At 69.9% G+C, this 25,951-nt stretch carries 23 protein-coding genes and 1 pseudogene; 8 read left to right on the top strand and 16 right to left on the bottom strand.

Annotated elements, in window-relative coordinates; genetic code table 11:
* Positions 1-214: 214 nt before the first annotated feature.
* Positions 215-1,207, top strand: coding sequence for a helix-turn-helix domain-containing protein (locus tag KFLA_RS02120; protein WP_012918105.1), 993 nt, complete (start codon positions 215-217; stop codon positions 1,205-1,207).
* Positions 1,208-1,282: 75 nt separating this feature from the next.
* On the opposite strand, the gene KFLA_RS02115 is transcribed toward KFLA_RS02120, so the two are convergent.
* Both KFLA_RS02115 and KFLA_RS02110 read right to left on the bottom strand, forming a co-directional pair.
* Positions 1,283-2,380: an aspartate-semialdehyde dehydrogenase gene (locus KFLA_RS02115; RefSeq protein WP_041289707.1), complete on the bottom strand. Its 1,098-nt coding sequence runs from the start codon at positions 2,378-2,380 to the stop codon at positions 1,283-1,285.
* A gap of 5 nt (positions 2,381-2,385) precedes the next feature.
* Entirely contained in the window at positions 2,386-3,654 is a 1,269-nt protein-coding gene (locus tag KFLA_RS02110; protein ID WP_012918103.1) for an aspartate kinase, read from the bottom strand.
* Positions 3,655-3,925: 271 nt separating this feature from the next.
* On the opposite strand from KFLA_RS02110, the gene KFLA_RS02105 reads away from it, so the two are divergent.
* Genes KFLA_RS02105 through KFLA_RS02095 form a run of 3 tightly spaced genes read left to right on the top strand, consistent with a single transcriptional unit; the run spans position 3,926 to position 5,252 of the window.
* Positions 3,926-4,276, top strand: a complete 351-nt coding sequence (locus KFLA_RS02105) for an ArsR/SmtB family transcription factor (RefSeq protein WP_012918102.1) — start codon at positions 3,926-3,928, stop codon at positions 4,274-4,276.
* Positions 4,269-4,808 (top strand): SRPBCC domain-containing protein, encoded by a 540-nt coding sequence (locus KFLA_RS02100; protein ID WP_012918101.1) that lies wholly within the window; start codon positions 4,269-4,271, stop codon positions 4,806-4,808. Before KFLA_RS02105 ends, KFLA_RS02100 begins: the two co-directional genes overlap by 8 nt.
* 33 nt (positions 4,809-4,841) lie before the next feature.
* Positions 4,842-5,252: a MerR family transcriptional regulator gene (locus KFLA_RS02095; protein WP_012918100.1), complete on the top strand. Its 411-nt coding sequence runs from the start codon at positions 4,842-4,844 to the stop codon at positions 5,250-5,252.
* Positions 5,253-5,325: 73 nt separating this feature from the next.
* Here KFLA_RS02095 and KFLA_RS02090 read toward each other — a convergent pair whose 3' ends face one another.
* Positions 5,326-6,531 carry an MFS transporter gene (locus tag KFLA_RS02090; protein ID WP_237706687.1) on the bottom strand — a complete coding sequence of 402 codons (1,206 nt, stop codon included), beginning with the start codon at positions 6,529-6,531 and terminating at the stop codon, positions 5,326-5,328.
* Between the two features lie 107 nt (positions 6,532-6,638).
* On the opposite strand from KFLA_RS02090, the gene dinB reads away from it, so the two are divergent.
* Entirely contained in the window at positions 6,639-7,835 is a 1,197-nt protein-coding gene (dinB, locus tag KFLA_RS02085; protein ID WP_202797067.1) for a DNA polymerase IV, read from the top strand.
* Here the strand turns inward: dinB and KFLA_RS02080 are convergent.
* The 5 genes from KFLA_RS02080 to KFLA_RS02060 form a co-directional block, all read right to left on the bottom strand.
* Positions 7,810-9,150: a Cmx/CmrA family chloramphenicol efflux MFS transporter gene (locus KFLA_RS02080; RefSeq protein ID WP_012918097.1), complete on the bottom strand. Its 1,341-nt coding sequence runs from the start codon at positions 9,148-9,150 to the stop codon at positions 7,810-7,812. The genes dinB and KFLA_RS02080 overlap by 26 nt on opposite strands.
* A 32-nt stretch (positions 9,151-9,182) precedes the next feature.
* Entirely contained in the window at positions 9,183-9,755 is a 573-nt protein-coding gene (locus tag KFLA_RS02075) for a TetR/AcrR family transcriptional regulator (RefSeq protein WP_012918096.1), read from the bottom strand.
* A gap of 46 nt (positions 9,756-9,801) precedes the next feature.
* Positions 9,802-10,455, bottom strand: coding sequence for a hypothetical protein (locus KFLA_RS02070; RefSeq protein WP_012918095.1), 654 nt, complete (start codon positions 10,453-10,455; stop codon positions 9,802-9,804).
* A gap of 111 nt (positions 10,456-10,566) precedes the next feature.
* On the bottom strand, positions 10,567-12,228 hold the full coding sequence (locus tag KFLA_RS02065) for a catalase (protein WP_012918094.1): 1,662 nt from the start codon (positions 12,226-12,228) through the stop codon (positions 10,567-10,569).
* Positions 12,225-12,677: a Fur family transcriptional regulator gene (locus KFLA_RS02060; protein ID WP_012918093.1), complete on the bottom strand. Its 453-nt coding sequence runs from the start codon at positions 12,675-12,677 to the stop codon at positions 12,225-12,227. The genes KFLA_RS02065 and KFLA_RS02060 overlap by 4 nt, the downstream gene beginning before the upstream one ends.
* An 89-nt stretch (positions 12,678-12,766) precedes the next feature.
* On the opposite strand from KFLA_RS02060, the gene KFLA_RS02055 reads away from it, so the two are divergent.
* On the top strand, positions 12,767-13,162 hold the full coding sequence (locus tag KFLA_RS02055) for an ankyrin repeat domain-containing protein (RefSeq protein ID WP_012918092.1): 396 nt from the start codon (positions 12,767-12,769) through the stop codon (positions 13,160-13,162).
* A gap of 151 nt (positions 13,163-13,313) precedes the next feature.
* On the opposite strand, the gene KFLA_RS02050 is transcribed toward KFLA_RS02055, so the two are convergent.
* The 7 genes and pseudogenes from KFLA_RS02050 to KFLA_RS02020 all read right to left on the bottom strand — a co-directional run bounded on the left by KFLA_RS02050 (position 13,314) and on the right by KFLA_RS02020 (position 23,673).
* Positions 13,314-13,958, bottom strand: coding sequence for a DUF5063 domain-containing protein (locus KFLA_RS02050; RefSeq protein WP_012918091.1), 645 nt, complete (start codon positions 13,956-13,958; stop codon positions 13,314-13,316).
* A complete protein-coding gene (recR, locus tag KFLA_RS02045) occupies positions 13,951-14,550 on the bottom strand; it encodes a recombination mediator RecR (RefSeq protein ID WP_012918090.1) in 600 nt (199 codons plus the stop codon). The genes KFLA_RS02050 and recR overlap by 8 nt, the downstream gene beginning before the upstream one ends.
* A 142-nt stretch (positions 14,551-14,692) precedes the next feature.
* Positions 14,693-15,016: pseudogene (locus tag KFLA_RS38600) on the bottom strand (YbaB/EbfC family nucleoid-associated protein); the annotation flags it as partial.
* Positions 15,017-15,640: 624 nt separating this feature from the next.
* Positions 15,641-18,982: a DNA polymerase III subunit gamma and tau gene (locus KFLA_RS38595; RefSeq protein ID WP_012918088.1), complete on the bottom strand. Its 3,342-nt coding sequence runs from the start codon at positions 18,980-18,982 to the stop codon at positions 15,641-15,643.
* A gap of 171 nt (positions 18,983-19,153) precedes the next feature.
* Positions 19,154-20,563, bottom strand: coding sequence for a DUF8189 domain-containing protein (locus KFLA_RS36375; RefSeq protein ID WP_012918087.1), 1,410 nt, complete (start codon positions 20,561-20,563; stop codon positions 19,154-19,156).
* Between the two features lie 534 nt (positions 20,564-21,097).
* Positions 21,098-21,973 carry a glucose-1-phosphate thymidylyltransferase RfbA gene (gene rfbA, locus KFLA_RS02025; RefSeq protein ID WP_012918086.1) on the bottom strand — a complete coding sequence of 292 codons (876 nt, stop codon included), beginning with the start codon at positions 21,971-21,973 and terminating at the stop codon, positions 21,098-21,100.
* Positions 21,974-22,047: 74 nt separating this feature from the next.
* Positions 22,048-23,673 (bottom strand): long-chain fatty acid--CoA ligase, encoded by a 1,626-nt coding sequence (locus tag KFLA_RS02020; RefSeq protein WP_041289104.1) that lies wholly within the window; start codon positions 23,671-23,673, stop codon positions 22,048-22,050.
* Positions 23,674-23,799: 126 nt separating this feature from the next.
* On the opposite strand from KFLA_RS02020, the gene KFLA_RS02015 reads away from it, so the two are divergent.
* Both KFLA_RS02015 and KFLA_RS02010 read left to right on the top strand, forming a co-directional pair.
* On the top strand, positions 23,800-24,267 hold the full coding sequence (locus tag KFLA_RS02015; protein WP_012918084.1) for a MarR family winged helix-turn-helix transcriptional regulator: 468 nt from the start codon (positions 23,800-23,802) through the stop codon (positions 24,265-24,267).
* Between the two features lie 2 nt (positions 24,268-24,269).
* Positions 24,270-24,668, top strand: coding sequence for an SRPBCC family protein (locus tag KFLA_RS02010; protein ID WP_012918083.1), 399 nt, complete (start codon positions 24,270-24,272; stop codon positions 24,666-24,668).
* Between the two features lie 52 nt (positions 24,669-24,720).
* Here the strand turns inward: KFLA_RS02010 and KFLA_RS02005 are convergent, their stop codons facing one another.
* A complete protein-coding gene (locus KFLA_RS02005) occupies positions 24,721-25,893 on the bottom strand; it encodes an acyl-CoA dehydrogenase family protein (protein WP_012918082.1) in 1,173 nt (390 codons plus the stop codon).
* Positions 25,894-25,951 lie beyond the last annotated feature (58 nt).

Below are 25,951 nucleotides of genomic sequence, written 5' to 3'. Positions count from 1 at the left end.
GGTCCGTCGCCGGGCTGCTGGACCTCAATTCTCGCTCACGACAGCGCGGAAATGGTGGCCAGATGGTGACACGGCACAAGAATGCTGACAGAACAACAAAGCTGGCGCAGCGCAGTGGCCACACCACGGACAGTGCGGTCCGGCCGGTGCGGAGCCATCTACCCTGGAGCGGCGGTAGCGCGTGGTGACCGCGCTGGGGAGGGAGGGGACGGAGATGAACTCGACCGACACGGAGCGTGCCGACCATCTACGCGTGCTCGGCCTGAACGACGACGAGATCCTGGTCTACCAGCACCTGCTCCGAACCGGCCCCTCGTCGGTGAGCGAGCTGGCGGCCGTCGTCGCCGGCCGGGAGACCGGCATCGACACCACCCTGGGCGGACTGGTCCAGGCGGGACTGGCCCGCCGGTCCGGTTCCGACCACGCCCGGTTCCTGCCGGTGCCACCCGACGCCGGCCTGGAAGCGCTCACGCTGCGCCGCGAGTCCGAGCTGAAGCAGGCCCGGATCGAGGTGCTGAACGCGTACGACGAGTTCCGCCGGACCGTGCACAACGAGTCGACCACGCACCTGATCGAGGTGGTCACCGGGACGGCGATCGTCGAGCGGATCAACCAGATCAAGGGCAGCGCCCAACGCGAGATCCTGGCGATCGACTCACCGCCGTACTACCTGGGCGCGGGGCCGAATCAGATGGAGATCGAGCAGCTCAACCGCGGGGTCGCCTACCGGGTGGTCTACTCGCCGGAGTCGGTCGAGGTGCCCGGTTACCTGACCGAGAACATCCTGCCCTGCGTGGAGGCCGGCGAGCAGGCGCGGGTGCTGCCCGACGTACCGGCCAAGCTGACGATCATCGACGGCTCGATCGCGTTCGTGTCGATGTCGGTGCGCGACACCGACGTGAACCGGTCCCTGCTGATCATCCGGCCGAGCAGCCTGCTGACCGCACTGATCGGCATGTTCGAGCTCTGCTGGCGCAACGCGTTGCCGTTGCACGCGTCGGTCGGCGCGGAGGACGACCGGCTGGAGCCGATCGAGCGCCGGCTGCTCGCCCTGCTGGCCACCGGCGCCGCCGACGACACGATCGCCCGCACGCTCGGCATCAGCCGCCGGACCTTCTTCCGCTACCTGGAACGGCTGATGAACCGCACCGGCGCCAGCACCCGCTTCCAGCTCGCCCTGCACGCCGCCCGCGAGAACTGGTTGTAGACACGGGGCTCCGGACACCGAACGGGACCTCGGACAGGACATGTCCTGTCCGAGGTCCCGTTGTCGTGGTGGGGGTCAGCCGGCCGCCGCGGCGAACTCCTTGGCGACGACCTCGGCGATCTGCGCGGTGTTCAGCGCGGCGCCCTTGCGCAGGTTGTCGCCGCAGACGAACAGCTCCAGCGCCTGCGGGTCGTCCAGCGACTTGCGCAGCCGGCCGACCCAGGTCGGGTCGGTGCCGACCACGTCGGCCGGGGTCGGAAACTCGCCCTCGGCCGGGTTGTCGAACAGGATTACGCCCGGCGCGTCCCGCAGGACCTCGCGCGCCTCCTCGACGTCCACCTCGCGGGCGAACCGCGCGTGCACGGACAACGAGTGGGTGGTGATCACCGGCACCCGGACGCAGGTCGCGGACACCTTCAGGCCGGGCAGGTTGAGGATCTTGCGCGACTCGTTGCGGACCTTCAGCTCCTCCGAGGACCAGCCGTCGTCCTTCAGCGAGCCGGCCCACGGCACCACGTTCATCACCAGCGGCGCCGGGAACGGGCCGAGGGCGTTGCCGATCACCCGCCGGACGTCGCCGGGCGTGGTCCCCAGCTCGCGATTGCCGGCCACCTTCATCAGCTGGTCGTAGAGCGCGTCGATGCCTTCCTGCCCGGCCCCCGACGCGGCCTGGTACGACGCGACCACGAGCTGCTCCAGCTCGTAGCGGTGGTGCAGCGCGCCCATCGCCACGATCATCGACAAGGTGGTGCAGTTGGGGTTGGAGATGATGCCCTTCGGCCGGTTCCGGGCCGCCTCGGCGTTCACCTCGGGCACCACCAGCGGCACCTCCGGGTCCATCCGGAACGCGCCGGAGTTGTCCACCACGACGGCGCCCTTGGCGGCCGCGATCGGGGCCCAGTGCGCCGACACCTCGTCCGGTACGTCGAACATCGCCACGTCGACGCCGTCGAAGGCCTGCTCGGTGATCGCGACGACCTCGACCTCCTCGCCGCGGACCTTGAGCCGCTTGCCGGCCGAGCGCTCGGACGCGATCAGCCGGATCTCGCCCCAGACGTTCTGCCGGGTCGAGAGCAGGCTCAGCATCACCGTGCCGACGGCGCCGGTCGCGCCGACCACCGCCAGGGTGGGCAGACCTGCCCGGTCGTCGGTCGTGGGGTCCGCAGCGCTCACCGGGGTCACCGTCCTGTTCCTCCGTAGACGACGGCCTGGGTGTGCTCGTCGTCCAGGTCGAATGCGGTGTGCGCCGCGGTCACGGCGACGTCCACCAGGTTCTCGTCGACGACCACGGAGATCCGGATCTCCGAGGTCGAGATCATCTCGATGTTCACGCCCGCGTCCGCGAGCGCCGAGAAGAACTTCGCCGACACGCCGGGGTGCGAGCGCATGCCGACACCGACGACCGAGACCTTACCGATCTGGTCGTCGTAGAGCAGCTGTTCGTAGCCGACCGCGTCCTTCATCCGGGCCAGCGCGGACATCGCCCGGGCGCCGTCGGCGCGCGGCAGGGTGAAGGAGATGTCGGTGCGGTTGGTGGCGACCGCCGACACGTTCTGCACGATCATGTCGATGTTGGTCTCGGCACCGGCGACCGTCTCGAAGATCCGCGCCGCCTCACCGGGCTTGTCGGGTACGCCGACCACGGTGATCTTGGCCTCGTTGCGGTCCTGGACCACGCCGGAGATGATCGCCTGTTCCATCTGATTCAGTTCCTTCGCATCGACGACCCAGGTGCCTTCCTTCTGCGAGAAGGAGGAACGCACGTGGACGGGGACGTTGTAGCGCCGCGCGTACTCGACGCAGCGCAGGTGCAGGACTTTGGCGCCGCAGGCGGCCATCTCGAGCATCTCCTCGTAGGAGATCTTCGGGATCTGCTGGGCGGCCGGCACGATCCGCGGGTCGGCGGTGAAGATGCCGTCCACGTCGGTGTAGATCTCGCAGTAGTCCGCCTCCAGCGCCGCCGCCAGCGCGACCGCGGTGGTGTCGGAGGCGCCGCGGCCCATCGTGGTGATGTCCTTGGTGTCCTGCGCGACCCCCTGGAAGCCGGCCACGATCGCCACGTGACCCTCGGCCAGCGCGTCCTCGATCCGGCTGGGGGTGATGTCGATGATGCGCGCGTTGCCGTGCGCGGAGGTGGTGATCACGCCGGCCTGCGAGCCGGTGAACGACCGGGCCTCGTAGCCCAGGTTCGCGATCGCCATCGCCAGCAGCGCCGCGGAGATCCGCTCACCCGAGGTGAGCAGCATGTCCAGCTCGCGCGGTGGCGGCAGGGGCGAGACCTGCTGGGCCAGATCCATCAGTTCGTCGGTGGTGTCACCCATGGCGGAAATGACCACCACCACGTCGTTCCCGGCCTTCTTCGTCGCGACGATCCGTTGGGCCACACGCTTGATGCAATCGGCGTCAGCGACCGAAGAACCGCCGTACTTGTGCACGACGCGTCCCACAGCTGTGTCTCCTCAAAGCTTGGTTCCCAACCAGCTCACACTGGTTGCGGTACGCCGTCCTGCGCCGCAACAGGGCTGCACCAGGCGTGTTCTGTCGGCTCATTCTAGCCGTGCGGGGCCTGTTGTCTCCCGTCTGACCAGCACCCGGGCGGCCCGTCCGGCCCCCGGCCCCGGCGCGCGCAGGAACCGGGGCGAGCGCCCGCCCCGGCCGCAGACCTTCCGGCCTTCCGGACCACTTGCTTATATAAGTGATCACTGAAACACTCGGCCTATGCACGCCTTCGACATCCTCGGCGACCCGGTCCGGCGACGGATCCTGGAGCTGCTCGCGGACGGGCAGCTGCCGGCCGGCAGCATCGCGGCCACCATCGGCGCGGAGTTCGGGATCAGCCAGCCGGCCGTCTCCCAGCACCTGCGGGTGCTGCGCGACAACGGGTTCGCCACGGTGACCGTCGACGGCACCCGCCGACTGTACGCCGTGGACACCGCACCGCTGCGGGAGATCGACCAGTGGCTGGACCGCTACCGCAAGTTCTGGACCAACCGGCTCGACGCGCTGGACACCGAGCTGCGCCGCGGCCGCCGGGCCCGCGCGACGCCATTGGAGGAAACCCATGACTGAGCTGCAGGAACTGCTGGACTCGACCGGCCGCAAGATCACCACCGAGGACGGCACGTACGCCGTACAGCTGCGGCGCTCGTACGCCGCCGACGTGCACGACGTCTGGTCGGCCTGGACCACTCCCGCCCGGCTGTCCCGCTGGCTGGGCGACCTGACCGGTGAAACTGGGGTCGATGGGACGCTCCAGCTGACGATGTCCCCGCCCGATCAGGAAGTCGCAGTTCTGCACGTCGAGACCTGCGAGGCTCCCACCCGGCTGCGCGTTCGCTGGACCTGGCCGGGTGAACCCGACTCCGCGGTCGAGCTCCTGCTGGAGCCGGAAGCAGACAACACCGTGCTCACGCTCACCCATTCCCTGGTGGGTCCGGACACGGCGGTCGACTACGGCTACGGCTGGGAGGACTTCCTGAACCGGCTGACCGAGCTCCTGGCCGGCCGGGACCCGGCCGCCGTGTCCTGGGTCGCGGCGCAGGCGATCCTCAAGCCCCGCTGGTCGGCTTTGCTGCCGAGATCCGGGTCTCCGGAAGCTTGACCTGGAGTGCGGTCCAGGTAGTTAGCTGACGGCATGATGCAGGAGGAACTCACCCAGGCCGTCACCATCGGCGAGGCCTCGCGGATCTCGGGTCTGCCGGTCGAGACGCTGCGGTACTACGACCGGGAAGGGCTGTTCGGCGACCTGCCGCGGGACTCCGGTGGCCGGCGGCGGTTCACCCCGGACGCGCTCGGCCTGCTCGACGTCCTGCTCCGGCTGCGGCGGACCGGGATGCCGGTGGAGCAGGTCCGCGAGTTCGCCGAGCACGTCCGGGCCGGCGACCGGCTGCGGGCCGGGCGGCTCGCGCTGCTGCGAGCCCATCGGGAGCGGGTGGCCGCTGATCTCGCGCAACTGGAGGCGGACCTCGAGGTGATCGACTGGAAGATCGCCGCGTACCAGGCCGCCGAGGACGGCATCGATCCCCCGGCGCGCGACCTGAACTGACGCCGCCGGGGGCACGCCCACATCCGGCCGCGTGTGCCCCGGCAGGCTGGGCGTCGGCCCGACGGCCGGAGGGTCAGGCGACGGCGACCTCTTCGACGACCGGGTCGTCGGCGGGTCGGTGCGGGGGCACGTGCAGCACCGCGAGCGCGGCCAGCAGGGCGAGACCGGCGGCCATCACCCAGACGTAGCGAACGCCGAAGCTCTCGACGACCACCCCGGACACGGCCGAGCCGACCGCGCCGCCGATCATCGCGCCGCTGCCCATCCAGCCGAAGATCTCGGTGCGTACCGAGTCGGGCGTCATCGTTCCGAGCCGCTCGTACAGCGCGCCCACGGTCGGCGCCAGCACGCAGCCGGACAGCAGCAGCCCGATGCCGAGCGTGACCGGCGACGACGTCGCGAACACGCACAGCAGCATGCCGGCGGCGATCAACAGCGCCCGCCGCCAGACGAACGAGTTCCGCCGGCCCGGCAGCGCACCCACGATCACTCCGCCGATCAGGCTGCCCAGCGCCCACACCGACTCCAGCACCCCGGCGATCAGCCGGTTGCCGTGCTCGTCGGCGAAGGCGACGATGCCCAGCGAGACCGAGGCGAACGCCGTGACGCACAAGGCGAACGCGAGGATCAATGGCAGCCGGTAGCGGTGCCAGAGCAACTGCGGCGCCGTCAGTCGCTGCACGTTCTCGTCGTGCTTCACCGCCGGCTGCTGCTGTACGCCGTACCACCAGATCGACGCCATCGCGACCGCTGCCGCCGAAAGCACGCCGGCCCGCGGGCTGGCGAAACTCACCACCAGCGCACCGAGCATCGGGCCGATCGCGAACAGCACCTCCTGGGCCGTCGCGTCGAGCGCGTAGACCGCCCGGAGCCTGGACCCCTGGACCAGCCGCGGCCAGGCCGCCCGCAGCGTCGCAGTCACCGGCGACACGAACGCGCCGGCGATCGCGGACACCACCGGCATCGCCCGGTACAGGTCGCCGGGCAGCAGCGCGAGCACGACCATCGCGACGCTCCAGGCCATTCCGGTGCCGATGACCACCCAGCGACCGCCGCGCCGGTCGGCCAGCCGGGACCAGATCGGCCCGCCGACCGCCGTACCGACCGAGTAGGCGCCGGCCACCACGCCCGCCCAGCCGAAGCTGCCGGCGGCGTCCTTGGCCAGGAACGACACCGGCACCATCGAGGCCATCACCGGCAGCCGGGCCACCAGGGCGGACGCGAGCAGCGACGCCACCCCGCGGGTTCTCCAGAGCGCGCGATAAGCCGACAGGTCCATGGACCGCATTCTGTCCTGTCGCGCCGGAGTCCCGCCTCCAGAATTCTCCCTACTCCTCCGGTCCGCATCCCTAGATCACACCGCTGAGTTTATGCGAACATGTGTTCGTGTCCCGACCTCCCGCCGCGTCGATCCTGCACGCCGATCTCGACGCCTTCTACGCGTCGGTCGAGCAGCGCGACGACCCGCGGCTGCGCGGCCGGCCGGTGATCGTCGGCGGCGGCGTCGTGCTGGCCTGCAGCTACGAGGCGAAGGCGCTCGGCGTCCGGACCGCGATGAACGGCGGGCAAGCCCTGCGCCACTGCCCGCAGGCGATCGTGGTGCCGCCGCGGATGTCGGCGTACTCCGAGGCCAGCAAGGCGGTGTTCCGGGTCTTCAACGACACCACGCCGCTGGTGGAAGGGCTGTCGATCGACGAGGCGTTCCTGGACGTCGGCGGCCTGCGCAAGATCGCCGGTACGCCGGTCGACATCGCCCGGCGGCTGCGAGCCGACGTGCTGGCCAAGGTCGGGCTGCCGATCACCGTCGGCGTCGCCCGGACGAAGTTCCTCGCCAAGGTGGCCAGCGGCGTCGCCAAGCCGGACGGGCTGCTGGTGGTGCCGCCCGACGAGGAACTGGAGTTCCTGCACCCGCTGGCGGTCGAGCGGTTGTGGGGTGTCGGCGAGGTGACCGCCGCCAAGCTGCGCACCCGCGGCCTGACCACGGTCGGCGACGTCGCGATGCTGCCGGAGGCCGCGCTGGTCGCGATGCTCGGCCGCGCCTCGGGCCGGCACCTGCACGCGCTCGCGCACAACCGCGACCCGCGCCCGATCGAGGTCGGCAAGCGCCGGGGATCGATCGGCTCCCAGCGCGCGCTCGGCCGGTCACCGAAGTCGGCCGAGACACTGGACGCCGTGCTGGCCGGCCTGGTGGACCGGGTCAGCCGGCGGATGCGATCGGCGGGCCGGGCCGGGCGGACGGTCACGCTGCGACTGCGGTTCGACGACTTCAGCCGGGTGACCCGGTCCCACACGTTGCCTCAGGCAACTGGCCAGACCCGCGCACTGCTGGTCACCGCCCGGGCGCTGATGGCCGAGGCCCGGCCGCTGATCGAGAAGCAGGGCGTCACCCTGGTCGGCGTCGCGGTCGGCAACCTGGAGAACGAGACCACCGTCCAGCTCGCGCTGCCGTTCGACAAGGCGAGCAACGACGAGCTGGACAGCGCGCTCGACCACGTCCGGGACAAGTTCGGCAACAACGCCGTCACCCGCGGCATCCTGCTCGGCCGCGACCAGGGCATCACTGTCCCGATGCTGCCCGACTGACGCCGCACAGGTTGTCCTCGCCGGCCGTCCCGGCGCGATCGCTCACCGGCTCGTCGGTGCGCGTCGCTGCCGCCGGCTGGTCGGTGCGCAGCGATCCGGCAGGCTGCTCGGCGCCTGGTGTTCCGGCGGGCTGCTCGGCGCCTGGTGTTCCGGCGGGCTGGTCGGCGCCTGGCGTTCTGGCCGCTTGCAGTGCGGCGACGACGACCGTGAGCAGCGCGAGTGCGCCGATGGCGGCGCCGATCCAGCCCAGCGAGCGATAGCCCGCCCCGGCTTCGATCGCCAGACCTCCGAGCCAGGGCGCGACGGTGATCCCGACGTTGAACGCGGAGACGTTCACCGCCGCGGCCAGCGTGGGCGCGCTCTCGGCCAGCCTGAAGACCCGGGTGTTCACGGCCGGGTTGGTCGCGAACCCGAAGACGCCGAGCAGCACGATCACCGCGACGACAGCGGCCGGCTGACCAGCCCACAGCGCCAGCGCGACGGACAGGACGACGAGTCCACCGAGCCCGACCAGCAGCGTGCCGAAGGGCCTGCGGTCCGAGGTCCGGCCACCGACCGTGATGCCGATCAGCGCACCCACGCCGTACAGGGCGAGCACGATCGGCACCCACCCGGCGGACAGCCCGGTCACCTCGGTGAGCAACGGCGCGAAGTAGCTGAAGCTGACGATCAGCGCGCCGACCGACAGGGCCGTCGTCGAGTAGGCCAGCCACAACCGGGGATTCGCGAAGGCGCCGACCTCGTCGAAGATGCGGGGCGCGGTGGCCGGCTTGCCGCCGGGAATGGTCGCCAGCACGCCGGCCATGGCCGCGGTGGACAGCAGGGCAACGCCCCAGAACGCGGCACGCCAGCCGAGGTGCTGACCGACGACCGTGCCCGCGGGCAGTCCGACGATGGTGGCCAGCGTCAGTCCACCGGCCACCACACTCATCGCCCGGCCCCGGCGATCGGCCGGCACCAGGTTCAGCGCGGTGACCGCCGCGACGGCCCAGAAGCCGGCGTACACGAAGGCGCCGACGACCCGGGTCGCGAACAGCACCTCGTAGTTGGGCGTCAGCGCGCCGACGACATGGGTGAGCGCGAAGATCGCGAGAAAGGTCAGCAACGCCGTACGCCGTGGCCAGCGCAGGGTGACGACGGCCAGGACCGGCGCTCCCACCAGCATGCCGACCGCGAAGGCGGAGATCAGCAGACCGGCGTCCGGGATGGAGACGCCGAGATCGGCCGACAGCTCCGGCAGCAGTCCGGCCAGCATCAGCTCGGAGGTGCCCTGGGCAAAGATCGCGAGGCCGAGCACGTAGACGGCAAGCGGCATGGCGGAATCCTTCCTTCGGTGCGGCAGGAGGGTCAGAGAGCGGACAGCGCAGTGGTCGCGATGGACTCCAGGGCAGCGCGGTCGGCACCCCCGCGAGCCATCACGCGCATCCCGCTGATCGTCGCGACGACGAACCTGGCCAGGCTTTCGGCGTCCTTGTCCGCAGCGATCTCGCCGGCCCGCCGGCCCGCCTCGATCGCCGCGACCAGCGCGGCCAGCCGGACCTCCTGATCGCGGCGCAGCATGTCGGCGGCGGCCGGGTCATGAGGGCCGAGCTCGACGGTGGCGTTGACCACCAGGCACCCGATCGGGTTGTCCTCGTCCGGCTCGACGGCCCACCACAGCAGCGTGCGCACCTTCTCCCGGACCGGTAGGTCACCGGCCAGCAGCTCCAGGGCAGCAGCCGTCTTCAGCTCGATGTAGCGAGCCAGCGCCTTCTCGAAGAGATCGTGCTTGCTGGCGAACGTGTTGTAGATGCTGCTGCGGCCGAGCCCGGTGGCTTCGCACAGGTCCTGCGTGGAGGTGCCTTCGTAGCCGTGGGCCCAGAACGCGCGCATGGCGGCGTCGATCGCCGCGTCCTCGACGAACTTCCGCGGCCTGGCCATGGGAGGACGGTAACATGTTTTGGAATGATTGGTGCAAAACAACGGATCAGGACCGCGGATAGCCGATCTCGGCGATCTCTTCCGTGAGGTCGGCCAGCCGGCGTTCCCGGTTGAGCGATGTCACGACGTACTCCGTCAGCGGCATCAGTGCGTAGACGTGCCGGATCGCGTCCAGGTCCAGGGCGACCTCGTAGTGGTCCTCGGCGAAGGTGAGATAACCCTCGGGCCCCTCCGCCAGCAGTCCGAACAAGCGCTCCGCGCCGTCCTTGTCGGCGCCTTCGACCGGTCCGCACAGCCAGCGGTCGTCGGCGGGAGTGCGCCAGAAGCACACCGTCACCGACTGATTGCCGTCGCCGTCGCGAAAGGCCGGCTCGTCGAGGGCCGGCGCCAGCTCATCCGGTACGCCGATGAACAGGCCGGGCCAGGTCCGCCCGCCCGGGGATTGCCGGGGCGACATCGGCGACTCGTGGTCGAACCCCTGGGCGATCGCCCCGTCCGGCGAGAAGACGATCGAGTACTCGTCGCCGGACCCGTTGCGCATCAGCGCCGCCTCGTCGGTCGGCGACCAGCGCGCGTCGAAGCTGTAGTACCGGTACTCCGGGTCCGGGCTCAGCACGGCGTCGAGCACGGCCAGCGCGCGACTGGTCCTGCGTACCGCGTCGATGCCGGGCAACCGGGCGATCAGTTCGTAGACGGACATCCCGCAATTCAAGCGGTTCCGCCGTCCGCCTCCGCCATCAGGCCGGTGCCGAACAGCAGCACGCCGCGGCCGGGACGAACCCGGCCACGGCGTGCGGTGGTCGCGCAGGGATCAGCGCTCGGTGACGACGCGCTCGTTCGGGACGCAGTGCGTCATGGTCAGACCGCTCACGTCGCGCGGGCCGTTCTTGCCGAGGTTCGCCATCCGGGTCAGCTCCTCCTCGGTGAGCGACTGGGTCGGCAGCGGCTCCAGGTGGCTGACGTCGGCGGGGGTGATGCCCAGGCCGTCCCCGACCCGCACGCCCAGCTCGTCCTCGGCCATCACGAAGTGCCAGACCATGCGCTCCTGCATCGCCCGGTCGCACTGGCTCAGCGCGTCCACCAGGTTGGCCACCAGGTCGTCGCGCTCCCACTGCTCGGACAGCAGGTACCGCTCACCGGCCTGCTTGTAGTCGTTGGTGCGCGGGATGCGCTTGCGGGTCAGCCGGCCGACGATCTCCGGACCCTGCTCGTCGTGCGCCGGGTACTCCGCCTCGCGCAGGCCGCCGAGGATCGAGGGCTCGTAGTTGACGTGCGGGTTCTGCCCCTCGGCGAGGTCCACGCCGTAGGCCATCTGGCCGTCGCGCTGGTTGGTGGCGACCTTCTTCTTCGGCGCGTTCACCGGCAGCTGCAGGTAGTTCGGGCCGACGCGGTAGCGCTGGGTGTCGCTGTAGCTGAAGGTCCGGCCGACCAGCATCTTGTCGTCGGAGAAGTCCAGGCCGTCGACCAGGACACCGGTGCCGAAGGCGATCTGCTCGTTCTCGGCGAAGAAGTTCTCCGGCGCCCGGTTCAGCACCATCTTGCCGACCTTGAGCAGCGGGAACTGCTCCTCCGGCCACACCTTGGTGTCGTCCAGCGGGTCGAAGTCGAGCTCGGGGTGCTCGTGGTCGTCCATCAGCTGGACGGACAGCTCCCACTCGGGGTAGTCGCCGCGCGCGATCGCGTCGTACAGGTCGCGGGTGTGCGAACCGAGGTCGGTGGCCTGGATGTTCGCGGCGTCCTCGGCGGTCAGCGACTTGACGCCCTGCAGCGGCATCCAGTGGTACTTGATCAGCTTCGTCTCACCCTGGGCGTTGACCCACTTGTAGGTGTTGACGCCGAAGCCCTGCTGGTGGCGGTAGCTGGCCGGGATGCCACGCGGGCTGAAGACCAGCGTCACCATGTGCAGCGCCTCGGGCGTCTGGCTGAGGAAGTCGAACGCGCGGTTGGGGTCCTGGCGCTCGAAGGTGACCGGGTCCGGCTTCTGCGAGTGGATGAAGTCGGGGAACTTGATCGCGTCCCGGATGAAGAAGACGCCGAGGTTGTTGCCGACCAGGTCCCAGTTGCCGTCCTCGGTGTAGAACTTCACCGCGAAGCCGCGCGGGTCGCGGGCCACCTCGGAGGAGTCCCGGCCGCCGGCGACGGTGGAGAACCGGATCGCCAGGTCGGTGCGCTTGCCCTGCTCCTGGAACAGCTTGGCCCGGGTGAACACCGAGGCCGGCTGGTCGCCGACGGTGCCGTAGGCCTCGAAGTAGCCGAACGCCGTCGCGCCGCGTGCGTGCACCACCCGCTCGGGGATGCGCTCGCGGTCGAAGTGGCTGATCTTCTCCAGGAACTGGTAGTTCTCCAGCGTGGCCGGACCGCGGGCGCCGACGGTGCGCTGGTTCTGGTTGTCGTAGACCGGGTGACCCTGACGGTTGGTCAGGACCGGGCGTTCGGTGCCCGGCTCCGGCTGCTGGGAGGACGCGGTGGTCATGATGGCCTTTCTGAGGGGTCGGAAACGGTCGTGCAGTCGGGGCACAGGCCCCAGAAGATGACCTCGGCCTCGTCGACGAGGAACCCGTCACGACGCGACGGCTCCAGGCACGGGGCGGCGCCGGCCACGCAGTCGACGTCCGTGGTCAGCCCACAGCCGCGGCAGACCAGGTGGTGGTGGTTGTCGTCGACCCGGGTCTCGAACAGGGCGGGATGACCGGCCGGCTCGATCCGGCGGACCAGTCCCGCGGTGGTCAGGGCGCCGAGGCAGTCGTAGACCGCCTGGGTCGAGACCGTGCCGAGGCGGGCCCGGGCGCGGTCGGCGACCACGGCCACGGTGAGGTGGTCGTGCCCGGTCTGTGCTTCGTCCAGGACCTCGAGAACGGCCATCCGCGGCTTGGTGACCCGCAGACCCGTCCCGCGAAGCCGGAGATCAGCTGGTGCGGACATACCCCCATGGCATCGCGTAATCTTGAATGAGTCAAATCTTGGCGCACCGGGGCGTGTTGCGAGCGACGGGCCGCCGTAGGCTCGGAGGCATGGGCGAAGAGCTGACCGAATCCGAGCTGGCGTACCTGCGATCCCTGTTCGACCGGGCCAGGAACGGCGAGACCGAGGAGCTGGTCACCGCGATCGACGCCGGCGTACCGGTGAACCTCACCACCGGTACCGGTGACTCGCTGCTCATCCTGGCCGCGTACCACGACCATCCCGCGACGGTCCGCGCGCTGCTCGATCGAGGCGCTGACACGGCTCGGGTCAACGACCGCGGGCAGACCGCTCTGGCTGCCGCGGTCTTCCGCCGCTCGACCGAGAGCGTCGAGGCGCTGCTCGCCGCCGGCGCGGACCCGGCGCTCGGCACCAGGTCGGCGCTCGATGTCGCCCAGGTCTTCGAACTGCCGGACATGCTCGAACTGCTGACGCGGGCTCGCTGAGCCGTCAGCGGATCCTGTCGTCCAGGCGGCCGGTGTGCTGGGTGAGGCGCTGACGCCGGCGACGGTCTGACAGCACCACGGCCTGGAACGCACAAGCCTGGAACGCACAAAGGCCGGGCCCGGTGTGCGGACCCGGCCTTTTACGTGGCGCTCAGCGGCGCTGGACGACTTCTTCCGCGACCTCGACCAGCTCGCGGTCGGACGCCTCCGTCTCCGGGTCGTGTGCCGGCTCGAGCCGGTCGTGCGCGATCAGCGACTGGATGGCCCGCAGGACGGCGCTCGCCGCCGCGCCCCAGGTGGACACGTAGGAGAACTGCCACCACCACAGCGCCTCGAGGATCCGGCCGGACTGGTAGTGCGCGAGCCCGTGCACCAGGTCGGTGGCGATCGCGGTCAGGTCGTCGGACAGCCGGTTCACCGTGATCTCCGGCGGCGCGGCGTACGGGTCGAAGACCTCGGCGTACTCGTCCAAGCCCTCGAACAGCACGGCCAGCCGGTCGCGCATCGCGTCGAGGTCGGGGTCCGGACCCGCGTCGCTCTCGAACCGCTCTTCCGGGACGAAGTCCTCGAAGGCGCCGAGCCGGCCACCGGCCAGCAGCAGCTGGCTCACCTCGAGCAGCAGGTACGGCAGCGAGGCAAGGCCCTCGTCCACGCCGTCCTCGTCCGGCTGCGCGGCGATGTCGCGGACCGAGATCAGGAAGCTCTGCACCTGGTCGGCGATCTGCTCGGCGAACTCGGTCAGGTCCTCGTTGTCGGTGTCCAGCGCGCGGTCCGCAATATCGGTTGAGTCAGTCATCGATCGATCGTCGCCCTTCAAACGCCCGTCCGAGTGTGACCTCGTCGGCGTACTCGAGGTCACCGCCTACAGGTAGTCCACTGGCCAAACGGGTGACGCGCAACCCCATGGGCCGGAGCAACCGGCTCAGGTAGGTGGCGGTCGCCTCGCCTTCCAGGTTCGGGTCGGTAGCGAGAATGATCTCGGTCACCTCACCGCTGGCCAGTCGCTGCATCAGTTCGCGGATCCGCAGCTCGTCCGGGCCGATGCCCTCGATCGGCGAGATCGCACCGCCGAGCACGTGGTACCGGCCGCGGAACTCCCGGGTCCGCTCGATCGCGACCACGTCCTTGGCCTCCTCGACCACGCAGATCAGCGCGAGGTCGCGGCGCGGGTCGCGGCAGATCCGGCACATCGTCTCCTCGGCCACGTTGCCGCAGATCTCGCAGAACTTGACCTTCTCCTTCACCTGCACCAGGACGTGCGCCAGCCGCCGAACGTCGGTCTCGTCGGCGGACAACAGGTGGAACGCGATGCGTTGCGCGGACTTCGGACCGACGCCGGGGAGCCGGCCGAGCTCGTCGATGAGGTCCTGGACGGCCCCTTCGTACACGTCAGCCCGGGTTCTGACCGGGCAGGCCGGTCTGGCCGCCTGGCCGGGTGAATCCCAGGCCGGGGCCCTGGTTGCCGCTCTGGCCACCCTCGGCGCCACCGGGCAGTGCCTCCGGGCCGCCACCGAGACCGGGCAGACCGCCGCCGAGCCCGCCGGCCAGCGGACCCATCGCCCGGGCCGCGACCTCTTTGGCGTTCTCCGAGGCGTCCCGCACCGCGGCCACGATCAGGTCGGCCAGCGTCTCGGTGTCGTCGGGGTCGACCGCCTTCGGGTTGATCGTCAGGCTGAGCAGCTCACCGGTGCCGGACACCATCGCGGTCACCAAGCCACCACCCGCGGTGCCCTCGACCTCCTGGTTCTCCAGGTTGGCCTGAGCTTCCATCAGCTGGTTCTGCATCGCCTGTGCCTGCGCGAGCAGCTCGGACATGTCGAAGCCGCCGCCCTGCCCACCGCCACCGTCGAACACCGCGATCTCCCGTCGGACTGTTCCGCTTGCCCCTGAGCCTAGCCGGTCCCTGCGACAACCCCAGCCCCAGGCGACCTCCCGACGGAAACCGCGGAGTCCTCCTTGTTCTTCCACAGGCTGTGGAACTAGTTATCCACAACCTGTGGAGGAGTTGTGCACTACCAGCCGGGTCAGCACGTGCGCTTGAATTCCACACCAGTGGAGAACTCCTGTGGATAACCCACGAGGTTGGCTTCACAGCCACAGCCGCCTGTGATTGCCGACGGCCGGTATCTGTGGATCTACCCACCTGGCACGCGTGGAATGCGTCGAAGCCGGCGGCCCGCCGTCCCCGGCCTGGTCACAATGCCAGAGGGGCTCGGAAAGCAACGGCGCGGCCACTTGCGTGGTGAAATCGACAACCTACGCGTGGTGGAACCGACTCCCACCGGCGAGGACTGCGCCCGGCAGTGCTTCCGGTCAGCCCCGTCGTCATGCCCAGTTGTCCGCTTGCCCGGCTGTCCGGCCGCCTGCCGCTCGGCTGTCCCGTCTGCCCCGGCCGTCGGCCGGGACGGCGTTCAGCACGACGGCGTGTGCCGCTGGCGGACCGCGTCGTCGAGCCAGCCGATCAGCTCGGCCTGCTGCTCAGTTCGGTTCTTCGGTGATGATCTGCGCGCCGAGCGTGTCACGCAGCAGGTCGGTGTGCGACCGCGAGTCCTCTTCCAGCACGATGTCGTCCTCACCGATCGCCTCCGCCTCCTCCTCAGGCGTGAGAGGCGCCTCGGTCACCGTCGCCAGAGCCGCCTTGCGCGCCTGCTCAGCCGCAACCGCAGCCTCGGCCGCGCGCCGCTTACTGGCAGCGAGTTCCCGCCGGTCGACCTGATCCGGAACAGCCGACGGAGCCGGCGGTCCACCCGCCTGCTGACCACCCTGCAACGGCACGCCGGCAACCGGCTGCCCCTGCCCGTCCGCCGGTCCCTGGACGCCGCCGTTCACGGTCGCCCCACCGGCGCCAGCCGGCGAAGACAGCCCGTCGACACCACTCACGGGATCAGCAACTCCAGCCCGCCCCGCGCCCGTACCGCGACTGCCGCCATCCACACCTGCCGCGCCCGCACGCGCAGCCGCGCCACCCGTCAGCGACGCGCCGGCACCCGAGGCTCCACCGCCGGCCAGCGCCGACTCGTCACTCGGCGATCCCGCGGGACCCTGCGCCCAGTCCGGACCACCTTCAGCAAACCAGTCTGGCTCAGCCGCCGCCTGCCCCGCGCCGAAGTCACCAGCCAGGCCGCCCGCAGCCCCGGCACCGAACGAACCGTTGCCCCCAGCAACCCCGCCGGGACCACCGGACCCACTCACGCCGGTCGCGCCACCGGGCCCACTCGCGCCGGTCGGACCACCGGATCCGGTCCCGCCGGTCGCCCCGCCGGATCCACTCACGCCGCTCGCCCCGCCGGATCCACTCACGCCGCTCGCCCCGCCGGAGCCAGCCTCTCCGCCGGGCCCACCACGGCCGCCCGGACCGCCCGACACGCCTACGCCTGCAGCTCCACCAGGACCAGCAGCTCCGCCGTGCCCAGCAGCTCCGCCCAAACCGCCGGATCCACTCTGCCCAGCTGAGCCACCCGCGCCCGCTCCAGCCTGACCCACCGATCCGCCAGATGCAGGCTGCCCAGACGCCCCAACACCGGACTGGGCACCGCCCGCGCCTCCACCAGCCACACCCTGTGCCGCCTGCGAACCCCACGACGAACTCGACGGCGCAGCCGGAGGCGCCGGCGGCGGTGCCGCACCCTGACCCGCGCCGGGATCAGTCGACGGATCCACCACCGCCTCGATCCGCCGGTTGAGCCCGATCGTGTCGATCATCGCCTGCCGCAGAATCTCGTCGCTGCCCGAACGCGCGAAGCTCTCCCGAGCCCCGGCGTTCACCAGCCCCAACGTCAGCGTCTGGTCGTCGATCGCGATCACCTGAGCGTTCTGACTCAGCATGATCCAGGCGAACCGGCGCTTCGTCTTCACAGCCTCGAGAACTTCGGGCCACAGCCGCCGAACATCAGCAAGCCCAACAGCACCCGACGACACCGGAGCAGCTGCAGCCGGCGCCACCGCCGAAGCCGCCAGCGACTGGCCACCCGGCTCCCCAACCGCCCCGGCCTGCCCAGCACCAGCCTGCCCGCCGGTCTGACCAGCACCAGCACCAGACCACCCTGCGCCGCCTTGCCCACTACTCGCCTGACCGGGGGCAGCGTCCCCGCCACCCGCCTGACCAGCGTCAGCCTGGGCACCACCGGCTTGACCGCCATCGACGCGCCCAGCAGCCGCCTGACCGCCACCTGCCCGACCAGCACCTGCAGAATCCGACTCGTCGGGCCACGCACCGGACCGGTTGTCTCCGCCGACCGGCGGATTCACCGCTCCCCCGGCAGCACCTGACTCCGCCCGACCGCCCGCTCCCGCGCGAGCCGAAGCAACAGAGGCAGCACGCCCACCATTCGTGGAACCCGCCGCGCCACCCGTGGAACCCGCCGCAGCGCCCGCGTCACCCGCCGAGCCACCTGTACCGCCACCGGAAGCACCCGCCGCGCCGCCTACGCCACCCGCTGAGCCCACGCCGCCTACGGCACCCGCCGAGCCCGCTCCACCAGCAACAGCAGCACCCGCCGAGCCGCCGACTCCGCCCGCCGAAGAACCACCCGCGGAACCACCCGCCGGCGTACCAGCAGCTCCGTCGGTCGCCGGCATCACCCGCGCAGCAGGCGCCACCTCCGGCGTACCGGCGGGGACGCCGATCGTGAGGCGGCGCTCCATCCGGTCGAGCCGGGCCTGGATGCCGTTGGTGGAGTCGTCCGCGCCGGGCAGCAGCACCTTGGCGCAGATGAGTTCGAGCTGGAGCCGGGGGGCCGTCGCGCCGCGCATCTCCAGCAGGCCGGCTGCCACGATGTCGGCCGCGCGAGTCAGCTCGGCCGGGCCGATCCCAGCGGCCTGGGTCTGCAGGCGTTCGCCCTGGTCCTCGGCCGCTTCGATCAGGCCGGAGGCAACCGCGTTCGGCACCGCCGACAGGATGACCAGGTCCCGGAGCCGGCGCAGCAGGTCCTCGGCGAACCGCTTCGGGTCCTGCCCGGTCTCGATGACCTTCTCGACCGTCTCGAACACAGCCCTGCTGTCGTGTGCCGCGAACCCGTCCACGCACGCATCCAGCAGCGAGTCGGGCGTGAACCCGAGCAGCGCGACGGCCAGCTCGTACGTCACACCCTCCGGCCCTGCACCACCGATCAGCTGGTCCAGAACGCTCAGCGAGTCACGCACCGACCCGGCGCCCGCGCGGACCACCAGCGGCAGCGCGGCCGGCGCGATCGCAACGCCCTCGGCCTCGCACAGCGTCGCCATGTAGTCGCCGAGCACCTTCGGCGGCACCAGGCGGAACGGGTAGTGGTGGGTGCGGGACCGGATCGTGCCGATCACCTTGTCGGGCTCGGTGGTGGCGAAGATGAACTTGAGGTGCGGCGGCGGCTCCTCGACCAGCTTCAGCAGGGCGTTGAAGCCCTGCGTCGTCACCATGTGCGCCTCGTCGATGATGTAGATCTTGTACCGGCTCTCGACCGGCGCGAAGAACGCACGTTCGCGCAGGTCTCGGGCGTCGTCGACACCACCGTGCGAGGCGGCGTCGATCTCGATCACGTCGATGCTGCCCGGACCGCCGCGCGCCAGGTCGGTGCAGGACTTGCACACGCCGCACGGCTGCGCGATCGGCCCTTTCTCGCAGTTGATCGCACGCGCCAGGATCCGGGCGCTGGTCGTCTTGCCGCATCCGCGCGGGCCGGAGAACAGGTAGGCGTGGTTGACCCGGTTGTTGCTCAGCGCGTTGCGCAACGGCGCCGTGACATGGTCCTGCCCGATCACCTCGGCGAACGTCTCCGGGCGATACCGGCGGTACAACGCAAGGGGTGCTTCCACGACCGCAACCCTAGCGCCGCCGACCGACATTCCCACCCCGCCCCAACTCTCTCGGAGGTGAGCGGTGAGGAACTCGGGCGGTAAGGAAGTACAGTCCGACGGCGGCCCGGCCAAGCCCCAACGGTGCCCGGCGGAAGTGCCCCTGGCAGCGCGCCGGCCGCGCGCGGGCGGTGACCTCCCGCGCGCGGCCTGCGCTTCTGGTCAAACTGCGTTGATGACCACCTCGGAGGTTCGATCGGAACTTCCGGCGATACTGACGGCCCTTCCTTTGGCCGGTCCCCCGAAGCCGGCGAGCGCCTCGAATTTCGTCCACGTACCGTCGCTGTCTCGCACGCGGTGGTAGACCACGTCATCGATCCCGATGACGGCGACCTGCGCGCGACCGTCCGGCATGCCCGTGATGGCAACGTCCTTCGCGACCATCCCCAAAGGCCTGAACGGTGTCCATGTGCCGTCGGTGCGCCGCACCGAGTGGTACGACGCACCGTCGGTGCCGGTGATCACCACCTGGGACGTGCCGTCCTCCAACCCCGCGATACTGACGGACTTTCCCTTGGCCGGTCCCCCGAAGCCGGCGAGCGCCCCGAACTTCGTCCACGTACCGTCGCTGTCTCGCACGCGGTGGTAGACCACGTCGTCAGTCCCGATGACGGCGACCTGCGCAAGTCCGTCGGGCATGCCCGCAATGGCAACATCCTTCGCGACCATCCCCAAAGGCCCGAACGGTGTCCACGTGCCGTCGGTGCGCCGCACCGAGTGGTACGACGCACCGTCGGTGCCGGTGATCACCACCTGCGACGTACCGTCCTCCATCCCCGCGATGCTGACCCGCCGACCTTTCGCCGGCCCACCGAAGCCGGTCAGGAATCCGAACTCGGTCCAGGTACCGTCGCTGTTCCGCAGCCGGTGGTAGACCACGTCGTCGACGCCGATGACGGCGACCTGCGCGCGACCGTCCGGCGTGCCCGCGACAGCGACGTCCTTGACCGCCATCCCGAGTGGACGGAACGGCGTCCACGTCCCATCGGTCCACCGCGCGTGGAACGCCGCGGTCGCCGTGCCTCCACCGGCCAGCTGAGCGGCGACATCGGCGCGCATTCTGTCGAGATCGACGCCGTGCGGGTCGATCTTGCCCGTCGTACTGGTCTCGAGGTGACCTCGCGCGTAGCTCGCGTCGCGGCCGAGCTGCCGCAGTACCGCCGCGGTCGCCCTGACCGACCCGGTGTACTGCTGAGGGGTCATCACCTGATCCTGGCCGTCGTAGTCGATTTCCCAGCCGACCAGCAGGGCGTTGCCGTCGCCGGCGGGGATCGGGCCGGACGGCCTTGTTTCACCGGCATGGTTGGCACGCCCTGCGGCGATGACGTGGAAAACACCGTTGTAGTCCACGAGCGCGTGGCACAACGGCCCTTCCAGCTCCGGCCGCCCTGCGATGACCGTGGCCAACGCCGGCGCCGGGTTCTCCGGGCTCGAGGTCGCTGCGGTGTGGTGCCACAACACCCCGATCGGCGCGAACGAGCCGGCCACGGCGCGGCGCCGCCAGTCGCCCTCCTCGATCACCTGGAGCCCGGCACCCCGTAGAACGTCCGCCAACCAGGTGATGGCAGCCATCAGATCACCTTCAAATCGGCCAGGCACTCGATCACAGCGCGATTCTGCGCAGCCTGCGCCGCCTGCGGAGCGGCAACCCCGAGCGCTGACGCCGTCGCCACCACCGCGAGTCCGAGAGCCGTCCGCCGAGTCGGCCGAGTAGGTGAAAATTGTCGGGAATCACTCATTGTTCTGCCTCACTGTCCTCACCACGAATAGTGGAATCAGTGGAACAGTCGGGCCTTTCGCGCCCCTTTCGCGCCAACAACGTCACGACAGTCACGTGGCGTTTCGAGAAAGCCAGCGGATGGCGATGATTCGGTCTTGCATGGCAGCCGCCGTCCACTTCACGATCAAATCTGCGCCCGGCCAGCCACCACTCGAACGACCATTTTCTCGTGGTGGTCGGCGCGGCAGCCGGTTAGCGCCGGCCACACCCGGAACATGACCTGTCGGCCCCAACCGACGGCAGAAGCGCGGACACGCGCCAACGGAGTACGCAACCACCAAGCCAACTCAGCCCGGCACAGGAACCGTCAGCGGCGGACTTCGGCGTCAGAAGCCGCGTTCTTCGTCGAGCAGGCCGAGCAGGTAGGCGCCGTAGCCGGACTTGGCGAGGGTGTCGGCGCGGGCCTGCAGGCCGGCGTCGTCGATGAAGCCGCGGCGCCACGCGATCTCCTCGGGGCAGCCGATCTTCTGGCCCTGGCGCATCTCGACCGCGCGCACGAACTCACCCGCCGCCATCAGCGAGTCGAACGTGCCGGTGTCCAGCCACGCGGTACCGCGCGGCAGCACCTCGACCTGGAGACGCTTGGCGTCGAGGTAGACCTCGTTCACCGAGGAGATCTCCAGCTCGCCCCGCGCCGACGGCTTGATCTGCTTGGCGATCTCCACCACGTCGCTGGAGTAGAAGTACAGACCTGGCACCGCGTAGTTGCTCTTCGGCTCGGCGGGCTTCTCCTCGATGCTCAACGCCCGTCCCTCGGCGTCGAACTCGACCACCCCGTACGCCGTCGGATCCGCCACCCGGTAGGCGAACACGACACCCCCGTCGACCTCGTTGAAGGTCTGCAGGTGCACGCCCAGGCCCGGCCCGTAGAAGATGTTGTCGCCCAGGGCGAGCGCGACCGGCTGGTCCTGGATGAAGGACTCCCCGATCAGGAACGCCTGCGCGAGCCCGTCCGGGCTCGGCTGGACGGCGTACGTGATCTCCATCCCGAACTGCGACCCGTCGCCGAGCAGCCGCTGGAACTGCGGAGCGTCGTCCGGCGTGGTGATGACCAGCACCTCGCGGATGTTGGCCAGCATCAGCGTGGACAACGGGTAGTAGATCATCGGCTTGTCGTACACCGGGAGCAGCTGCTTGCTCGCTGCCATCGTGATCGGATGCAGTCGCGTGCCGGAACCGCCGGCCAGGATGATCCCTCGCATGCGACCGCACCTTACCGACGATGGCGGTCCATGCCACATCAAGCACTGGTCCGCTCCCGGTGAACAGGCCGGTTTCACTCCAGGTGGTACTGCGCGAACCGCGTCCGGAGGTCCTTCTTGGAGAACTTGCCGACCGAGGTCTTCGGCACCTCCTCGATGAACTCCACCGCGTCCGGCAACCACCACTTCGCCACCAACGGCTCGAGGTAGGCCAGGATCTCCTCGCCGGTCACCGTCTCCCCTTCCTGCAGAACCACGCAGGCCAGCGGCCGCTCGTCCCACTTCGGGTGCGGTACGCCGATCACCGCCGCCTCCTTGACGGCAGGGTGCGCCATCAGGAGGTTCTCCAGCTCGACGGAGCTGATCCACTCGCCACCGGACTTCACCAGGTCCTTCGTCCGGTCCACGAGCCGCACCGATCCGTACTGGTCGATCGCGGCGACGTCCCCCGTCTTCATCCAGCCGTCCTCGGTGTTCAGCCGGACGTCGTCGTCGAGACGGTAGTACTCCGCGGCGATCCACGGGCCGCGCACCTGGAGCTCGCCCGTCGCCTCGTCGTTCCACGGCAGCGGAGTGGTCGATCCCGGCTCCACGATCCGCACTTCGACACCCGGCAGCGGCAATCCCTGCCGGGCGCGCAGCTTCGCCTGGTCGTCTTCGGGCAGCCCCTGGTCGCGCATCGGGACGTGCGAAGCGGTCGCCACCGGACTGGTCTCCGTCATTCCCCACGCCTGCAGAATCGGCTTGCCCAGCTTCTGCCGGAACGCCTCCGACAGCGCGAGCGGCACAGCCGAACCACCGCACGGGATCCGCCGCAGCTTCGGCAGCTCCACCCCGTCCAGCAGGGGCAGCAGTCCCTGCCAGATGGTCGGAACACCGGCGGACAGCGTGACCTCCTGCTCCGTGAGCAGCTTGAGGATGCCCTGCGGCGACATGTCCGGACCGGGGAACACCAGGCTCGCGCCGGCCATCGGCGCCGCGTGCGCGAGACCCCACGCGTTCGCGTGGAACATGGGCACCACCGGCATCACGGTGTCGGTCTCGTGCAGCCCGAGACCTGCGTTGGTCAGTACGCCGATCGAGTGCAGCCAGGTGGACCGATGCGAGTAGACGACCCCCTTGGGATTGCCGGTCGTGCCGCTCGTGTAGCACATGGCGGCGGCCTGGTTCTCGTTCTCGACATGGAACTCGACCGGCTCGGCGGCCGCCAGTAGCTGCTCGTAGTCGTGGAACCGGTCGTCGGCGGGAATCTCGACCCCGGCCGCGCCCGGCGGCAGGTCGTCCATCACCACGACGTGCCGGACCAGCGGCAGCCGATCCAGCAGGGGCAGGAACAGCCCGAGCAGGGACCGGTCGACGAAGATCACTTCGTCCTCGGCGTGGTTCGCGATGTAGACGACCTGGTCGGGGAACAGCCGGATGTTCAGCGTGTGCAGGACCCGGCCCGTGCACGGCGCCGCGAAGTACAGCTCGAGGTGCCGGCCCGAGTTCCAGGCGAAGGTGCCCACACGTCCGTCGGCACTGATGCCGAGGGTGTCGAGCACGCCGCCCAGACGCCTGGTCCGCGCCGCCCACTCGGCGTACGTCGTGGTGGTGGGCGCGGGGCCGCCGGTGTGCACGGTCTTGTCCGGGAAGAACTGCTCCGCCCGGCGGAAGATGGTGTCCAGGGACAGCTGGAAGTCCTGCATCAGACCCTTCATGAGGTCACTTTGCCAGTTCCGATGTCACCTTGACCATGACCTCTTCCTGCACTCGGTCCGCACTCTGTCTGCACAACTCGACGGACCGATAGTTGATACGACATACGTGTCATGTAATCTATTGATGTGAAGCAGGCGGAAGAACTGCGGTATCTCGTGCTGGCGATCCAGCGCGAAGGCAACCGACTGCTCGCCGCCGACCTGCGCCCCCTCGGCATCACACCGTCCCAGGCCGAAGTGCTCCGCGTACTCCGCGACCACGGACCCCTCACCCTCAGCGCCCTGGGCGGTCTGCTCGTCTGCGAGACCGGCAGCAGTCCCAGCCGACTGGTCGACCGACTGGTCGCGCAGGGCCTGGTCCGGCGAGAGATCGACGAGCACGACCGGCGCTACCTCGCCCTGAGCCTCACTCCGCGCGGACGCCAGCTCTGCCGGCGCATCGTCACCGCGGAGGACCGCCTCCACCGCCACCTCAGCGCACTGGTGGCGGACCAGCATCTCGACGAAACGATCAGCACGCTGCGAGCCGTCGCCGAGGCCTTTCCGGCCGGCGAAGCCCTGGCCCGCCGGCGCGACACCGTGAAGGAGAAATAGTCATGGAGCAAGCCACCTCTCAGATCCCGGCCTCACCAGACGCGATCCGGCACGCGCTGCTGGACGCCCTGTCACTCCCGGAGTGGAACGAGGCCTTTCTGTCCATCGACGGACCTGCCCGGCCAACCGTCGGTACGCCGTACGCGCTGCGCGTGCGCCCCGGCTTCACCGGCACGCTGGTCTACACGGTGATCGAGCCGGACCGGGTGGAGATGGAGTGGGACGTCCCGGGCTTCCACGAGACGGGCAGCTGGACCCTCGGGCCGACCGGACGGGTCACCCACGCCTTTGCCCAGACCGGCCCGCTCGCGACGGTACTGCGCCCGGCGTACCGGGGCATCGCTGCTGTCCGCCTGGATCGCCTCGCCAATCGTCTCGCCCAGCTCACCAGAGCTGCTTGAGCCTACGACGCCATACAGCAGGTGCCTCAGCAACTGCTGAGGCACCTGTGCGTCAGTGGAAGTGCGCGCCCGGCTTGCGGTAGCCGCGCAGCAGGCCGCGGGAGATGATCAGCCGCTGCATCTCGTCTGTGCCCTCGAAGATGCGCCAGAGCCGGACCTCACGGAACCAGCGTTCGATCGGCAGTTCCTTGGTGTAGCCCATGCCGCCGTGGATCTGCAGCACCCGGTCGGCAATCCGGTTCACCGTGTTGGTGCCGTAGAGCTTGGCGATCGCGCTGTCGTGCTGAGGATGGCGGCCCTGGTCGACCGCCCACGCGGCGTACAGGACCAGCCAGCGCGCGGCCTCCATCTCGACCTCGGAGTCCGCGATCATCCACTGGATCGCCTGGTTGTCGGCGATCGGCCGGCCGAACGTCTCCCGGCTGGTCGCGTGCTCGATCGCCAGCTCCAGCAGCCGTTCGCAGGCACCGATACCGCGGGCGGGAATGATGAACCGGCCCTTCATGATCCAGCGCATCGCCAGTTCGTAGCCCTGGCCGATCTCGCCGAGCACATGGTCGCCGGGGACCCGCACGTCGTCGAAGTTCAGCGTCGCCGGAACGGCTTGCCCCATCGTCACGATCCGGTCCGAGGTCCAGCCGCGCTCGCGGTCGACCAGGAAGGCCGTGAACCCGCCCTTCGAGCCCTTCTCCGGGTCCGTCACCGCGATCACGATCGCGAAGTCGGCCTCGTTGCCGCCGGTGATGAACGTCTTCTCGCCGCGGATGATCCAGTCGTCGCCGTCGCGGCGGGCGGTGGTCCGGATCGCGCGGGTGTCGGAGCCCGCGCCCGGCTCGGTGATCGCGAAGCAGGACCGGCGTTCTCCGGAGATGGTCGGCAGCAGGTACTCCTTGCGCTGCTCCTCGTTGCACTCGTAGAGGATGTTGTCGGCCTCGCCGCCGAACGAGAACGGCACGAAGGTCCGGCCGAGCTCGCTGGTGATCAGCGCCTGGTCGACGGCCGACAGGTTCATTCCGCCGTACTGCTCGGGCGTGCTCAAGCCCCAGAACCCGAAGCTCTTCGCCTTCGCTCGCAGGGCTTGCACGACGTCGGGTTCGACCCCTGGCAACCCCTCCCGCTCCCGCCGCAGGACGTCGTTCTCCAGTGGCATCAGCTCCCGCCGGACGAACTCCCGGGTCGTCGCCCGGATCGCCTGCTCCTCCTCGGTGAGCGAGAAGTCGACCATGCGCTGCCTCCTGGAAGTGCCGCGGGAATGCGTCGGGAATGCACAGTGAGTGCCTGCA

The sequence above is a fragment of the Kribbella flavida DSM 17836 genome, from assembly GCF_000024345.1.
In the GTDB taxonomy this organism is placed as follows: Bacteria; Actinomycetota; Actinomycetes; order Propionibacteriales; family Kribbellaceae; genus Kribbella; species Kribbella flavida.
The sequence above is the reverse complement of the archived record's forward strand: the minus strand, read 5'-3'. Positions and strand labels throughout refer to the sequence as shown.